The organism is Streptomyces sp. NPDC051976 (assembly GCF_040680795.1).
GTDB lineage: Bacteria > Actinomycetota > Actinomycetes > Streptomycetales > Streptomycetaceae > Actinacidiphila.
In genome coordinates this window covers 110,151-124,037 of record NZ_JBFAXL010000013.1, presented here as the reverse complement: position 1 = coordinate 124,037, position 13,887 = coordinate 110,151, and the positions used below count along the sequence as shown (strand labels likewise).

The 13,887-nt window shown below is 73.3% G+C and carries 12 protein-coding genes; 4 read left to right on the top strand and 8 right to left on the bottom strand.

What is annotated here, in order from left to right; all coding sequences use genetic code 11:
• Nucleotides 1-30 precede the first annotated feature (30 nt).
• Both AB0M29_RS16460 and AB0M29_RS16455 read right to left on the bottom strand, forming a co-directional pair.
• On the bottom strand, nt 31-780 hold the full coding sequence (locus AB0M29_RS16460) for a response regulator transcription factor (RefSeq protein ID WP_365383044.1): 750 nt from the start codon (nt 778-780) through the stop codon (nt 31-33).
• A 51-nt stretch (nt 781-831) separates the two neighbouring features.
• Entirely contained in the window at nt 832-1,095 is a 264-nt protein-coding gene (locus AB0M29_RS16455; protein ID WP_365383042.1) for a hypothetical protein, read from the bottom strand.
• A 503-nt stretch (nt 1,096-1,598) separates the two neighbouring features.
• On the opposite strand from AB0M29_RS16455, the gene AB0M29_RS16450 reads away from it, so the two are divergent.
• Nucleotides 1,599-2,693, top strand: a complete 1,095-nt coding sequence (locus tag AB0M29_RS16450; protein WP_365383041.1) for a LuxR C-terminal-related transcriptional regulator — start codon at nt 1,599-1,601, stop codon at nt 2,691-2,693.
• A gap of 42 nt (nt 2,694-2,735) precedes the next feature.
• On the opposite strand, the gene AB0M29_RS16445 is transcribed toward AB0M29_RS16450, so the two are convergent.
• The 4 genes from AB0M29_RS16445 to AB0M29_RS16430 form a co-directional block, all read right to left on the bottom strand.
• Complete coding sequence (locus AB0M29_RS16445) at nt 2,736-4,703, bottom strand: DUF5107 domain-containing protein (protein WP_365383040.1); 1,968 nt, start codon at nt 4,701-4,703, stop codon at nt 2,736-2,738.
• Between the two features lie 67 nt (nt 4,704-4,770).
• Nucleotides 4,771-5,613, bottom strand: coding sequence for a carbohydrate ABC transporter permease (locus tag AB0M29_RS16440; RefSeq protein WP_365383038.1), 843 nt, complete (start codon nt 5,611-5,613; stop codon nt 4,771-4,773).
• Nucleotides 5,610-6,575 (bottom strand): sugar ABC transporter permease, encoded by a 966-nt coding sequence (locus AB0M29_RS16435; protein WP_365383036.1) that lies wholly within the window; start codon nt 6,573-6,575, stop codon nt 5,610-5,612. The genes AB0M29_RS16440 and AB0M29_RS16435 overlap by 4 nt, the downstream gene beginning before the upstream one ends.
• Nucleotides 6,576-6,577: 2 nt before the next feature.
• Nucleotides 6,578-7,879 (bottom strand): sugar ABC transporter substrate-binding protein, encoded by a 1,302-nt coding sequence (locus tag AB0M29_RS16430; RefSeq protein WP_365383034.1) that lies wholly within the window; start codon nt 7,877-7,879, stop codon nt 6,578-6,580.
• A gap of 317 nt (nt 7,880-8,196) precedes the next feature.
• Between AB0M29_RS16430 and AB0M29_RS16425 the strand changes: the two genes are divergently transcribed.
• Together AB0M29_RS16425 and AB0M29_RS16420 are read left to right on the top strand one after the other, a co-directional pair.
• Nucleotides 8,197-9,504, top strand: coding sequence for an ROK family transcriptional regulator (locus tag AB0M29_RS16425; protein WP_365383032.1), 1,308 nt, complete (start codon nt 8,197-8,199; stop codon nt 9,502-9,504).
• Between the two features lie 170 nt (nt 9,505-9,674).
• Complete coding sequence (locus AB0M29_RS16420) at nt 9,675-10,289, top strand: GPP34 family phosphoprotein (protein ID WP_365383030.1); 615 nt, start codon at nt 9,675-9,677, stop codon at nt 10,287-10,289.
• A gap of 49 nt (nt 10,290-10,338) precedes the next feature.
• Here AB0M29_RS16420 and AB0M29_RS16415 read toward each other — a convergent pair whose 3' ends face one another.
• Nucleotides 10,339-11,361: an alcohol dehydrogenase gene (locus AB0M29_RS16415; protein WP_365383029.1), complete on the bottom strand. Its 1,023-nt coding sequence runs from the start codon at nt 11,359-11,361 to the stop codon at nt 10,339-10,341.
• A 120-nt stretch (nt 11,362-11,481) separates the two neighbouring features.
• Complete coding sequence (locus tag AB0M29_RS16410) at nt 11,482-12,981, bottom strand: NAD(P)/FAD-dependent oxidoreductase (RefSeq protein WP_365383027.1); 1,500 nt, start codon at nt 12,979-12,981, stop codon at nt 11,482-11,484.
• A 241-nt stretch (nt 12,982-13,222) separates the two neighbouring features.
• Here AB0M29_RS16410 and AB0M29_RS16405 point away from each other — a divergent pair, with 241 nt between their 5' ends.
• On the top strand, nt 13,223-13,837 hold the full coding sequence (locus tag AB0M29_RS16405; protein WP_365383025.1) for a GPP34 family phosphoprotein: 615 nt from the start codon (nt 13,223-13,225) through the stop codon (nt 13,835-13,837).
• The last annotated feature ends 50 nt before the right edge of the window (nt 13,838-13,887 follow it).

Genomic DNA, 13,887 nt, shown 5'->3' with positions numbered 1-13,887 from the left:
CCCTTACGTGCGACCTGTGATGACCACCCGTCAGAGCCAGCCGCTCTCCCGGGCGATACGGATGGCGTCGCAGCGGTTGCGGGCGCCGGTCCTGCTGATCACCGACGAGACGTGGTTGCGTACCGTCCCCTGGGACAGCGACAGCGAGCGCGCCACCTCCGCGATGCTGAACCCGTCGGCGACCAGGCCCAGTACGGCCAGTTCGCGCGGGGTGGGGCCGCCGGGCCGGGCGCGGACCGCGTCCCGCAGCAGGGACGGTTCGTACACCTGGTCGCCCGCCGCGAGCGCCCGCACCGCGGCGAGCAGCCGGTCCGGCGCGAGGTCCTTGAGCAGGACGCCGTCGACGCCGTCGGCGAGCGCGCGCTTGACCTCGGCGGGCCGGGCGTACGCGCTGAGCAGCAGCACCCGGGTGCCGGTGCCGCCGTCCTGGAGCGCGGCGGCCAGGTCGAGGGCGGGCAGGCCGGGAAGGTCGAGGTCGAGGACGGCGACATCCGGCGCGGTCAGCTGGGCGTCGCGCAGGGCGTCGTCCCCGCAGCCGGGTTCGGCGACCACACTCAGGTCGGCCTCGCGGTCGAGCAGGGCGGCGAGCGCGGAGCGGAAGAGGCGGTGGCCGTCGGCGAGCAGGACGGTGATCGTGTGGAGGGCGGTGGCCGGTGCCAGGGAGACACCGGCGGGCGGTACGGTCGGCGCCGCGGTGGCTCCCCGAGCCGGCGGGGCCGTCATGAGCGCGGGATCAGGGCCGCGGGACGCGGGGGCGGCGACGGCCGTTGCGGTGGTCATCCTGGTTCCTCCGGGCGGTGGTCGGTTGCGGGCGGCGGGTCTGCGGCCCGCTCAGCAGCACCAGCCCCAGGTCTGCGGCTGCACGCCGGTGCCGGACGGGGAGGGGGAGGGCGCCGGGGTGCCCGCGGTGCCGCTGCCGTCCTGGCCGCTGCCGCCGCCCGTTTCCGCGGTGCCGCTGCCACCGTCGGCCAGGACGAGGGCCGGGCCGTGCGCCGCTCCCGGTGCGGCGGAGGCGTCGGCGGCGGTGAGCGCGACACCGCCGAGGGTCGCTGACGAAAGGGCGGCAACAAGGACAAAAGCGGCGATCTTGTGCATGGAGGTCCCCATCCTCTCGACGTACACGGATTGACGGGGTGGAGCGCCCGCGTCGTTCCCCCTGCGGGTCTTCCACCGAGTCGTCGGCCGGGGCCCGCCCCTGTGAGCGGCTCCCGGTGACACGTTGAGCATGCCGCCGTGGATCAGCGTGTGTCAGCAGTGCGGAGGTGGCACGACGGTGCAGTGGCACTGTCGTGCCAGAGGTGGTCCGGCGGGCTTCCGGAGGGCCGCCGTGGAGTACGGGGAATCCCCTGTGGCGTGGGAGGCCGGAAGGAGCAAAGTGAGAGGACGGGCACGAGTAAAGAAATGATTGCAGGGAGTCCGTTTGTGTCGGCCACCCACACAATTCCCGCTCTTTCTTTTCGAATTCATCGCACGAGCCGCTATCCTGTACGCCCGCGCACCCACTCCACCGGGCAGGCGGGTGGACTCGCGTCTGACCACCGTGGGCCAGTTGGTGAGTACGGCGGCCGCTTCGTCACTCGGAACACAGGGGAGTTCTGATGACCTCAGAGGGGCACGACCCGGGGGAATTTCCTCTGGAGCGCACAGGGCACGCGCGTTCCGCGGAAGTGCCGTTCGGACTTGACGCCCTTTCAGAATCGGTCTATCGGGTTCTGCTGCTCCATTCGGCCGACGGCCCGGCGGAGATCGCTGAGCGGCTGGCCCGCAGCCCCGAGGACGTGCTCGCCTCGCTGGAACGCCTGGCGGATCTCGCCCTCGTACGGCCCCCCGGTGCCAACCGCCGCTGGCGCGCGGTCAATCCGGAGGCCGGACTCGCGGCGCTGCTGTCCCGGCAGGAGGCCGAGGCATCCCGCCGCCAGGCCGAACTCGAGCACAGCCGCGGCACCATGACCGGTCTGATCGCCGAGTACGCCCGCGCCAACCAGCAGTCGCACGCCTCCGGTGTGGAGATGCTGACCACCCTGGAGGACGTCAGGGACCGGCTGGAGCAACTCGCCGCGGACGCCGTCGCGGAGGTGCTGTCCTTCGCCCCCGGCGGCCCCCAGCCCGCCAATGTGATGGAGGCCAGCCGCGCGCTCGACCAGCAGAGCCTGCAGCGCGGAGTGCGGATGCGCACCGTCTACCTCGACAGCGTGCGCAACGACCAGGCCACCGTGCAGTACGCACGGTGGCTCAACGAACTCGGCGGCACCGTACGCACGGTGCCCGCGCTGCCGCTGCGCATGATCATCGCCGACAGCGCGGTGGCGGTCGTCCCGCTGGACCCCGAGGCCCCGGGCAAGGGCGCGGTCCTGCTGCGCAGCCCCGGTGTGCTGGCCGCGCTGCGCGCCCTGTTCGAGCAGGTCTGGGAGACCGCCAAGCCGCTCGGCGAGGAGAGCCAGCGCGACTCCTCCGGACTGACCGACCAGGAGCGGCAGTTGCTGCGGCTGCTCGCCGACGGCCTCACCGACGAGCGGGCCGCCCAGCGGCTGGGCGTCTCCCTGCGGACGGTCCGCCGCATGATGTCCACCCTGATGACGCGGATGGACTCGCGCAGCCGCTTCCAGGCTGGCATCAAGGCCGCAGCCCTCGGCTGGCTCGCCGCCCCCGCCGATCCGCTCCCCGAACGCCTGATGACGGCCCCCGACTGCTGAACGGGCCGCCGCGCGCCCGCGACCGGGGCGCGCGGGCGGAGGTCATTCGAGCATGCCGAAGTCGTACTGCCGCGGTGCCCGGCCTCCGGGCCCCGCGGCAGGGCCGGGCTCGGCGGCGCTGGCCCGGTGGGCGAACCAGAGCTCGGACAGGGTGTTCTCGCCCTCGCGGATGTCGGGGAGTTCGATGCCGTCCTGCAGGAGGCGCCCGCAGCGGTCCGGGTCGCCGCTGTCGAGCGCGGCGCGGGCCTCGGTCCAGCGGACCCGGCCGTGGGCGCGCTGGGCGGGCGGCAGCGCGTCGATCAGGGCGATGACCTCCTCGGCGCGGTCCGCGCGCAGCAGCAGGCGGGTGCGTTCCAGGGTCAGCGGCAGCAGACCGGGGGCGAGCCGGGCCGCCTCCTCGTAGGCGTCGGCGGCCCCGGCCAGATCGCCCTCGTGCTCGGCGAGCCGGGCGAGGTTGCGCCAGGCCCAGGCGGTGGGGTGGAGGTCCAGGGAGCGCCGCCAGCTCGCCCGGGCGCCGGCCGGATCACCCGCGGCGGCCTGGAGGACCCCGAGGTGGAGCAGTGCGGGCCAGCTCTCCTCGGCGGCCTGGAGCTGCTTCTCCCACGCCGGGTCGGTCTGGTACGACACCGGCGGCCCGTCGTCGGCCGGCGCCGACATGCGGCCGTGCGCGAGCAGTTCGCGCCACGGCGCCTGCTCGGGGCCGAGCGTCGCGTCGGGGAACGGCGTGCCGGGCCCGGCCAGCGGCGGCTCACCGCACTCGGCGCGGCGCAGGCGTTCCAGCGCGCCCCAGCCGGAGCCGGTGTGCAGGATCTCCTCGGGGGGCTGCTCCGCCCAGATCCCGGCGGCGGTGAGTTCGGCCCCGAGCGACTGCGCCGGCACCAGGGCGTCGACGGCGGCCGCCGCCGCGCCCCGGGCGGCCCGCCAGTCCTCGCCCTGGACGGCCGCGGGGTCGGCTTCGAGCAGCCCGTACGCCTCCACCCAGGACCAGCGGGCGCCCGGCGGCATCGGCAGATGCTCCAACTGGGTGCGGGCCAGACCCGCCTGGATCTCCAGATACGCCCGGCCGGGGGCGGAGAGCCACTCCTGCCAGTGCCGTCCGCCCGCGCCCTGCCCCCACAGGAAGAGCTTGCGCCCGCGCAGCCGTCCGGTGGACACCTGCACCAGGCCCCGGCCCGAGTCGTCGAGCGCCGCGATCCAGCGCCGCTCACCGGCCGGGATGTCGAAGAAGTAGTCGGCGGCGTCCCGCGCGAGCGTCGTGCGGCTCACATCCGTACCGTGCGGCGCGGGCAGCCCGAGGTGGCGCAGCCTGCGGTCGTAGCTGAACTGCCAGGCCGCGTCCGCCGGGGCGAGCACCCGCACGTCGGGCGCCTCGGGGACGGCGATGTTCGACCACCAGTACATGGGTGTCGTACGGGAGTTGGGGTTGGTGATCGTGACATGGACGAGCAGCACCGGCGAACCGGCGGGCAGCCAGGCGTCGATCTGGAACACCACCCCGCGCAGGCGCTCGTACTCCCACATCCGCAGCACCGGCGTGCCGTCGGGGCGTACGGCGCGGGCCGCGTGCAGCGGCTCGCAGGTGGTCGGGGTGTGGCCGATGGTCCCGATGTTCCACTCGACGCCGCCCGCAAGCCACGCGTTGCGCAGCGCGAGGTTGGCGGGCTGGAACACCGGGTTGCGGAAGAGGAGTTCGCGGCCGGTCGGGCGGTGGACCAGCGACCAGAGCCGGCCGCCCGCGCCCAGCAGGAAGGTGGCCCGCAGGGTGTCGTTCTCCAGTACCGCCACCGGGTGATCGGTGTCGGTACGCTCCCGGGTGAAGCCGTCCTGGGTGAGATACGGCAGGACCGAACCGACGCGGCCGTAGTCGATGTTGCGCCGCATCTCGTCGTCGGCGGGACCGGCGTCCTCGACCGTGTGGAGGTCGGCGCCGGAGAACAGCGGTGGCAGGGGGTTCACCGGGCCGACGGCCGCGGTCGGCAGGGTGAGGGTGGTCAGCCGCAGCTCGCTCATCCGTGCGTGGCCTCCTTCTGATCGGTGGGGGAGTGGTGGTGGGGAAGGAACGGGGGCGCGGGCCCGGCTACTTGATGCTTCCGCTGGTGAGCCCCGCCTGCCAGTAGCGCTGGAGGATCAGGAACATCACCACGATCGGGACGACCGACAGCAGGGAGCCGGTGATGATCAGGTTGTACGGGACCGTCTGGCCGCGCTGTTCCTTCCAGGCGACCAGCCCGACGGTCACCGGCTGCAGCCGGTCGTTGGCGAGCATCAGCGACGGCAGCAGGTAGTTGGTCCAGATCGTCACGAACTGGAAGAGGAAGATGGTCACCAGCGAGGGCTGCATGACCCGCAGCGAGATCGACCGGAAGATCCTGAACTCCCCGGCGCCGTCGATCCGTCCGGACTCCAGCAGTTCGTCGGGTACGGCGGCGGCCGCGTAGATCCGCGAGAGGTAGACGCCGAACGGGCTGACGACGCTGGGGATGAACACCGCCCAGAAGGTGTTCACCACATGGGTGGCGGAGAACATCAGGTAGAGCGGCAGGGCGAACAGCGGCGCGGGGATCAGGATCGCGCCCAGCACCGTGTTGAAGACCGCCTCACGCCCGCGGAAGCGGTACTTGGCCAGCACGTACCCCGCCATCGAGGACAGCAGGGTGGCCACCAGCGCGCCGCCGACCGCGTAGAGCAGGCTGTTGAGCAGCCAGCGGCCGAAGATGCCCTGCTGGACGTCGAGCAGATCGCGGATGTTGCGCACGATCTCGACGCGCCCGGCGAACCAGAAGCCGTTGCTGGAGAAGAGACTTCCGCTGTCCTTGGTGGAGGAGACCACCAGCCACCACACGGGCAGCAGTGAGTAGACCGCGGCGAGCACCAGGACGGTGAGGACCCCGGTGCGCCCGGCCAGTCGGTTGGTTTTCACTGGGCACTCCCGCGCTTGTTGACCAGCCGCATGAAGCCGAAGGAGAGCACGAAGATCACCAGTGCCAGCACCACGGACTCCGTCGCGGCCAGGTTGTAGTTGTTCGCGGCGACCTCGCCCTGGGCGGCCATGATCGGCGTCCAGGTGCTGGAGAGGTTCGGGGCGATGGCCTTCATGATCACCGGCTCGTTGTAGAGCTGCGCGGTGCCGATGATGGAGAAGACCGTGGTCATCAGCAGCGCGGGCCGCACCAGCGGGATCTTGACGTGCCAGGCCAGCCGCCAGCCGGTGCACCCGTCGAGGGCGGCGGCCTCGGTGAGTTCACCGGGGATGGCCTTCAGCGCCGCGTGGATGATCAGCATGTTGTAGCCGGTCCATCCCCAGGTGAGCATGTTGCCGATCGACCAGGGCAGCCACCGGTCCGAGGTGAAGTCGACGTGCAGTCCGAGATGGCCGAGCGCCGAGGCGATCGGGCTGACCCCCGGCTCGTAAAGGAACGACCACATCAGGCCGCCGATGACGCCGGGGATGGCGTAGGGCAGGAACAGGCTGAGCCGGAAGAAGCCCTTGGCCGGGGTGGTGCGGGCGTCCAGCATCAGCGCCAGCACCAGCGCCAGGCCGAGCATGACCGGCACCTGGACCGCGCCGACCGCCAGCACCCGCCCGACGGCCCCGGTGAAGTCGCTGTTGCGCAGCACCGCGGTGTAGTTGGACAGCCCCGCGAAGACCTTCGTCGGCGGGGTGAAGCCGAGGCCGTCCCGGTGCATCTTGAACAGGCTCTGGTAGACGGCGTAGCAGATCGGCGCGACGAAGGTGACGAGGAAGAGCGCGACGAACGGGAGGAGGAAGCCCAGCGGCGCCCAGCGGCGCCCGTCCAGGCGGCGCCTGGACGGGCGCCGCCGCGGGGTGGCCCCCGCATGGACGCGGGGGCGCGCGGGGGCCACGGTCGGTGACTGCTGCATGGTCAGCCGAGCTCCAGACCCTGGCTCTTCATCTCCGCCACCGTCTGCGACTGGGTCTCGGCGATCGCCGCGTCCAGCGTGATGCTGCCCGCGCCCGCCTTGCCCAGCCCGTCGGCCAGCGCGCCCGAGGTCTTGGTCATCACCGGGCCCCACTGGAAGTCCGGGTCGACATGGGAGGCGCTGTCCTTGAAGACGTCGTAGATCTTCTGGCCGCCGAAGAACGGGTCGGGCGCCGACAGCGCGGGATTGGTCAGACCGGACAGCGCGGCCGGGTAGATGCCGGTGTTCTTGATCAGGTTGCTCACGCTGGACGGGTCGCTGGCGAACCAGTTGGCGAACTCCACGGCCTGCTTGACGTGTCCGCAGCCCTTCATCACCACGTTCGGCGAGCCGCCGGCGTTACCGGACGCCGGGTCGGCGGCGTCCCAGACCGGCATGGGCGCCACGGCCCACTTCCCCGCGGTCTGCTTGACGCTGCTGGCGACGATCGGGGTGTCCCAGACGGCGTTGACGTCGGAGAGGATCGAGCCGTCGCCCATGCCCTTGTAGAGCGCGGTGTCGAAGCTGGGCACCACCTTGACCAGCTTCTTGCTGATCAGGTCCTGCCAGAAGGCGGTGACCTTCTTGGTGGCGGGGTCGTTGATGTCGACCTTCCACTTGCCGCCGTCGGTGCCGAACCACTTGGCGCCCGCCTGCCACGCCAGACCGGCGAAGTTGTACGCGTCGTTGCCGAAGTAGCCGATGTACGCCTTGGGGTCGGCCTTGTGGATCTTCGCGGCGTCGGCGGCGTACTCGGCCCAGGTCTTCGGGGCGGAGGCGATGCCGTACTTGGCGAAGAGGTCCTTGCGGTAGATCAGGCCCATGGGCGCGATGTCGACCGGGATGCCGTAGGTGTGCCCGGCGATCCCCGTCTGGGCGAAGGCCCAGGGCGCGTAGTCCTTGGCGTACGGTGCCGCCTCGCTGGTGGCGTCCTGGAGCGCGCCCGCGGCGGCGAAGGTCGGCAGCGTCTCGAAGCCCACCATGCCGACGCAGGGGGCGTTGCCGGCCTTCACCGCGTTGAGGAGCTTGGTGTAGCCGCCCTTGGAGCCGGGCGAGATCTTGCTGTAGCTGACCTGGATGTCCTTGTGGCTGGCGTTGAACAGCGCCACGGACTTCTCGTAGCCGGGTGCCCAGCCCCAGAAGCTGATCTTGACCGGGCCGCTGGTGGCTGCGGACTTGTCGCTCTTGTCGCTTGAGCCGTTGCCGCCGCAGGCGGCGACGGCCATCAGCGACGCCAGGGCCATGGCGGCGCCGGCGGTCCTCATCGGACGCATGGCTCTGAACGGACGTGACGTCATCGGGTGACCCTCTCTGCTACCCGCCGCCGGGGACTGGTCCGACGCGGGGTGCGGGGGAGCCCGCCAGGCGGGCTTTAGTTCGGCTAGTGTCTGAACTAATTAATCCCGCTGTCAAGACTCGGGGCCGACGACTTGCGAAAGCCGGTCACCTGCGGCGGCCGCGGGGGAGACGATCAGGAGGAACCGTTGCGCGAGCGAGGTATTGTTCCTGTCGGTTACGCCTGGCGTGCCTGGTCAGAGCGGTGGTCGGCGGGTCGCGGGCACTGCGCTTCCGGGGAGGCCCCATGAACCAGGGAGGCACTGTGCAGCACGGCCGGCGCGACGCCATCACCAGCGCGTCCCAGGCCATGGCGGCGTATCCCGACGCCGCCGACAAGTCGTCGCTGCGCCGCAACAACCTCGGCGTGGTGCTGCGGCACCTGCGCGAGCACGGCGCCCAGTCCCGTACCCGGATCGCCTCCGAGGTCGGGCTGCCCAAGGCCACCGTCTCGGTGCTGGTCACCGAGCTGATCCAGCGCGGCCTGGCCCGCGAGGGAGAGCTCGACCGGGCGGGCGCGGTGGGCCGTCCGCGGCGGATGGTCGAACTCGACGGCCCGTCAATCTGCGGCATGGGCGCCGAGATCGGCGTCGACCACGTCCGGGTCGTCGCGCTGAACCTGCGCGGCGACGTGGTCCTGGACGACCGGCTGGCGCTCGACCTGCCCACGCTCAGCCCGGAGGGCGCCATAGCGCAGGTGGGCGGGCTGGTCAGGGCGGGACTGCGGGCACTGGCCGAGCGCGGTGTCCGAACCGTCGGGGTCACCCTCGCCACCCAGGGCACGGTCGACACCACCACCGGCACCGTCGGGGTGGCCACCAACCTCGGCTGGCACGACGTGCACGTGGCCCGCGAGCTGCGCACCCACCTCGACGGCGACGCCCCGCCGGTCCTGGTGGAGAACGACGCCGAGTGCGGCGCGCTCGCCGAGTACCTGGCCGCCCCCACCCCCGACATCCGCGAACTGGTCTACGTGACCGGCGGAATCGGCGTCGGCGGGGCCAGCATCTCCGACGGCAAGCTGCTGCGCGGCTCGGAGTTCGGGCACATGCGGCTTGACCGGCGCGACCGCCCCTGCGCCTGCGGACGCACCGGCTGCTGGGAGGTGGCGGTCGGACTGCAGGCGTTCCTGGACGCCGCCGCCGACAGCGGCGACCGGGTGCACGACCGCTCGGTCGACCTCACCGAGCGGCTGGACGAACTGCTGGCCCGCGCCGACCGCGGCGACGCGCGGACGCTGGCCGCGCTGGACGAGATCGCCGACAGCCTCGCGCTCGGCCTCGGTGTGCTGGCCGACGTCCTGAACCCGCCGCGGATCGTGCTCGGCGGCTACTTCGCCTACTTCGGCGGCTACCTGCTGGACGAGGTGCAGCGCAGCCTGGACGCCCGGAAGATCTCCCCCACCTCGGAGCGCATCCTGGTCACCGCCTCGACCCTCGGCCTGTCGAACGCCGCCCGCGGCGGCGCGCAGCTCACCCTCGAACGGATCTTCCACAACCCCACGGCCGTACCGCCGCGCACCGAGGGCGCCGGCCTGGCGGTCACCGGCAACTGACGGCGGACCGGCGACCGACACCGGCGGGGGCGGGCCGCCGGGCCGCGGAGCACCCGCCCGCGGCGGCCCGTACCGGTCGCGGCGCCCGGCGCCACGCGGCACCCTGGTCGTAGGGCACCCGTCACAGGCGTCGACGGCCACCGGTACGGGCGCCACGACCTGGAGCCCTCATGACCACACCGCGGGACCTGCTGATCGTCACCTTCGACATGGAGCCCGTGCGGCCCGTGGAGCGGGGCGACCTCTCCCTCGGGCTCGCCGGGGCCGAGATGATCGACCTGCTGGCAGCCGAGGTCGTCACCCTCGACGGCGACAGCGTCGTACCCGGCCAGAAGCGGGCCATGCACGACGCGCTGCTGGACGAGGCGGTGTCCTCGCTGCACCGCGAGCTGCCGTACGAGCCGGTGGGCGAGTGGCTGTGGCGCAGGGGACGGGACCTGTCCGCGCACTACCTGGACGTCTTCACGGAGGAGGGCGGGCTCACCCGGGAGGAGGGGCGGCGCTGGGTGGTGCTCAAGAGCAGCCACACCGAGCTGGTCGACTCGCCCGCCCGCCGCCGCGCGGCCGAACGCTGGCGGTCCGACGAGCCGGTCCTGGCCACCCTCGCGGCCGCCGTCGGCATCCGCGACAAGCGGACCGGGGACGCCCAGGTGCCCGCCGACGACCAGGTGGTGACCGTGCTCAACGCCGTCGACGACGCCCTCGCCGAACTGGCCGAGGAGCGCCGCCAGCGGGCCCGGCGCCAGGAGCAGGCCGCCGCCGACAACCGCTGGCGGGGCTACTGACAACGGCCGCCCCGGGCACGGCACCCGGCCGTCGGCCCGGTCCTCGCCGTCAGCCGTTGGCGAGCACCATACGGAAGCGGGCCGCGCCCGACATCATCTTCTGGTACGCCTCGTCGGCCTGGTCCAGCGGTACCACCTCGGTCATCGGGCGGATGCCGTGCAGCAGGCTGAACTCCATGGTGTCCTGGACGTCCTGGGCCGTACCGGAGGGGTGGCCGCGCAGCACCCGGCCGCTCATCAGCAGCTGGTTGGGGCTGATGCCCAGCGGCTCGGGGTCCGCGCCGATGACCACCAACTCGCCGCGCGGGACCATCCCCTCCACGGTCGCCGTGATCGCCGCGGAGTTGGCGGCGGTGGCCAGCACCACCCGGGCCCCGCCGAGCGCCCGCAGCGCGTCCGCGACCGAGGTGTCCGCGGTGCTGTCGACGTAGTGGTGCGCGCCGAGCTGCTTGGCGAAGTCCGCCTTGGCGCCGCCGCGGGCGATGGCCACCGTCTCGAAGCCCATCGCGGCCGCGTACTGCACCCCCAGATGGCCGAGCCCGCCGATGCCGAGGACGGCGACCAGATCGCCCGGCCGGGCCGCACTGCGCCGCAGCCCGTTGTACGTGGTCACGCCCGCGCAGCCCAGCGGCGCCGCCTCGGCCGCCGCCAGGGCGTCGGGGATCCTGGCCAGGGCGTCGGCGGGCACGACCACGGACTCCGCGAAGCCGCCGTCGTAGGCCCAGCCGGGCACCTTGAGGTTCTCGCACACCACGAAGTCGCCCTGGCGGCACGGCTTGCAGTGGTGGCACGAGCCGCCGAACCAGCCCACCGCGACCCGGTCGCCGACCCGCCAGCCGCTGTCCACGCCCTCGCCGACCGCGTCGATCCGCCCGGCGATCTCGTGTCCCGGCACCAGCGGGAAGCTCACCCCCGGCACGTTGGCGCCCACGAAGACCGCGTCGCTGTGGCAGATCCCGCAGGCGTCCACCGCCATCCGCACATGGCCGGGCCCCGGCGCGCTCTCCTGGCGCTCGACGATCTCGAACCGCCCGTCGGCGGCGGCGACTTGCGCGACGCGATACGTGCTCATGTGGATCTCTCCCGGGTGTCGGCTCGACGGCCCCCCGCACCAGCAGACCAGCTCCGGGCCGATCCCGCGCGCCGAGCAGCCCCCTGCCGGCGGCGCCCGGACGACCCACGCCGGCAGGCGCTAGCGGGCCCGGCGCTGGGTCCGCAGGGTCTCCAGCAGGCGCAGCCAGACCTCGCTGGCCGTCGGGTAGCTGGGGACGACGTGCCACAGCACGGAGAGCGGTACCCGGGCCACGATCGCCGTGGTGGCGGAGTGCACCAGTTCGGCGACCCCCGAGCCCACGAAGGTCGCGCCCACGACGGTGTCCGTGACGCGGTCGACGACCAGCTTGGCGCGGCCGGTGTAGTCCTCACGGGTCACATAGGTCCCGGCGAGCGCGGCCATGTCGTACTCGACCGTCTCGACGTCCAGGCCGGCCGCCCGCGCCCCCTTCTCGGTCAGGCCCGCGGAACCCACCTCGGGCGAGGTGAAGGTGACCTGCGGGTTGCCGCGGTGCCCCTCGGCGGCGCTCAGTGCGCCGTACTGCGCCCCGGCCGGCGGCCGTCCCGTCGCGCGGGCGGCGATCACCTCGCCGACCACCCGCGCCTGGTACTTGGCCATATGGGTCAGCAGGGCCCGCCCGCAGACGTCGCCGATCGCGTAGAGCCAGTGCCCGTCGACCGCCCGTACGGCCTGCTCGTCGTCCACGTCCAGATAGCCGCCGTCCGGGCAGCCGACCGTGGACAGGCCGATGTCCTGGGTGTTCGGGGTGCGTCCGGTGGCGAGCACCAGCTCGTCCGCGGTCAGTTCGGTGCCGTCGTCGAGCCCTACGGTGACCTCTCCGCCGTGCGGCATGCCCGGTCCGGTGTCCCGCGGGTCGGCGCGGCGCACCGCGGTCAGCGACCTGCCGGGCACCAGCCGCACCCCGGCGTCCCGCAGCGCGTCGCCGACCATGTGCCCGGCGAAGGGCTCGGCGCGGCCCAGCAGGCCCTGGTCGCGGTAGACGACGGTCAGCTCCTCGACGCCGAGCGCCCGCAGCCAGGTGGCGGACTCGCAGGCGACCACGCCGCCGCCCACGATGACCACCCGGCGCGGCACCTCGTGCAGGTTCGTCACGTCACGTGAGGTCCAGGCCCGGGCCTCGGCCAGCCCCGGCACGGGCGGCACCATGGTGCGCGACCCGGTGTCGATGACCACCGCGTGCCGGGCGGTGAGCCTGCGGGTACCGCCGTCGGCGCCCGTCACCAGCACCGCCCGCTCCCCGTCGAGCCTGCCGTAGCCGCGGACCACGTCGATGCCGGTGTCCAGCGCCCATTGGATCTGGGAGGCGTCGTCGAGGCCGTGGACGACCTCGTCCCGGCGGGCCAGCGCCGCGGCCACGTCCAGCGCCCGCCCGGCGACCAGCGAGGCCGTCCCGGGCACGTGCCGGGCGGCCTCCAGCACCTCGGCGGGCCGCAGCAGCGCCTTGCTGGGCATGCACGCCCAGTACGAGCACTCGCCGCCCACCAGCTCCGCCTCGACCAGCACCGCGTCCAGGCCGGAGAACTGCGTCGCGTACTGCGCGGCGTTCTCGCCCGCCGCGGCGCCGCCCAGGACGATGACGTCCCAGGCCGAGCGGTCGGTGTCGACGGCGGCGCTCATCGGCCGCGCCCCGTGGTGCGGGTGCGGCAGCGGCCGAGCCGTGCGCGATCCATGGTGTGACCGCCTTCCCCGCCGGGGTCCGGCGCCCGGCGTGCTCCCCCCACCATCACCCGCGCGGCAGGGTCCCGCCACCCGCGCGGCGACCGCCACGAGTGGGCGCCCGCACCGCGTGACGCGGCGGCCGGGGCCTCGGCCATTTGGGTAGGTTGGGCGGGATGCCTCTTCACCGCGGAGCCGCACGATGACCACCTCACGAGACCTCCTGCTCACCGTCATGGACCGGCCCGAGGGCGCCGGGGTGGACAGGGGCGACCTGTCGCTCGCGCTCGCCGGGGCGGAGACGGTCGATCTGCTGGCCGCCCGGGCGGTCACGCTGGACGGCGACCGGCTGGCCGCGGTGCCGGGCGGCGAGACGGGCGAGGAACTGCTCGACCAGGCGCTGGCGCTGCTCGCGCGGGAGAGCGCGGGGGAGTCCGTCGACGACTGGCTGTGGCGGCGCGGCAAGGGGCTGCCCGAGGTCTATCTGGCCGCGCTGGAGGCCGACGGCACGCTGGTACGGGAACAGGTCCGCCGCTGGGGGTTCCTGCGCGACGGGCGGCTGGTGCTCGCCGATTCGGCGGCCCGCCGCCGGGCGGGCCACCGCTGGTCGGCGGACGACCCGGTGTTCGTGGCGCTGGCCGCCGCGGTGGGGCTGCGCGAGGAGGACACACCCCCCGACCTGGAGCCGCCCGGCGGCCCCGTCGGAGAGGTGCTCGACGCCGTCCGGCACGCCGTCCTGGAGCTGACCGAGGAGCGGCGCCTGCGCACCACCCGCCTCGACCGCGCCAACGCGCTCTACCGCAGCCGCGGCTACTGACGCGCGCGGGCACCCCGGGCCGCTGACCGCACACCGCCCCGCTACCGCGC

What these genes read in the sequence shown, in the direction of transcription:
- AB0M29_RS16460 (WP_365383044.1), bottom strand. Translation starts at nt 780, where the DNA reads ATGACCACCGCAACGGCCGTCGCCGCCCCCGCGTCCCGCGGCCCTGAT.
- AB0M29_RS16410 (WP_365383027.1), bottom strand. Translation starts at nt 12,981, where the DNA reads ATGAGCGCCGCCGTCGACACCGACCGCTCGGCCTGGGACGTCATCGTC.
- AB0M29_RS16420 (WP_365383030.1), top strand. Translation starts at nt 9,675, where the DNA reads ATGACCACACCGCGGGACCTGCTGATCGTCACCTTCGACATGGAGCCC.
- AB0M29_RS16415 (WP_365383029.1), bottom strand. Translation starts at nt 11,361, where the DNA reads ATGAGCACGTATCGCGTCGCGCAAGTCGCCGCCGCCGACGGGCGGTTC.
- AB0M29_RS16435 (WP_365383036.1), bottom strand. Translation starts at nt 6,575, where the DNA reads ATGCAGCAGTCACCGACCGTGGCCCCCGCGCGCCCCCGCGTCCATGCG.
- AB0M29_RS16425 (WP_365383032.1), top strand. Translation starts at nt 8,197, where the DNA reads ATGAACCAGGGAGGCACTGTGCAGCACGGCCGGCGCGACGCCATCACC.
- AB0M29_RS16445 (WP_365383040.1), bottom strand. Translation starts at nt 4,703, where the DNA reads ATGAGCGAGCTGCGGCTGACCACCCTCACCCTGCCGACCGCGGCCGTC.
- AB0M29_RS16450 (WP_365383041.1), top strand. Translation starts at nt 1,599, where the DNA reads ATGACCTCAGAGGGGCACGACCCGGGGGAATTTCCTCTGGAGCGCACA.
- AB0M29_RS16455 (WP_365383042.1), bottom strand. Translation starts at nt 1,095, where the DNA reads ATGCACAAGATCGCCGCTTTTGTCCTTGTTGCCGCCCTTTCGTCAGCG.
- AB0M29_RS16430 (WP_365383034.1), bottom strand. Translation starts at nt 7,879, where the DNA reads ATGAGGACCGCCGGCGCCGCCATGGCCCTGGCGTCGCTGATGGCCGTC.
- AB0M29_RS16405 (WP_365383025.1), top strand. Translation starts at nt 13,223, where the DNA reads ATGACCACCTCACGAGACCTCCTGCTCACCGTCATGGACCGGCCCGAG.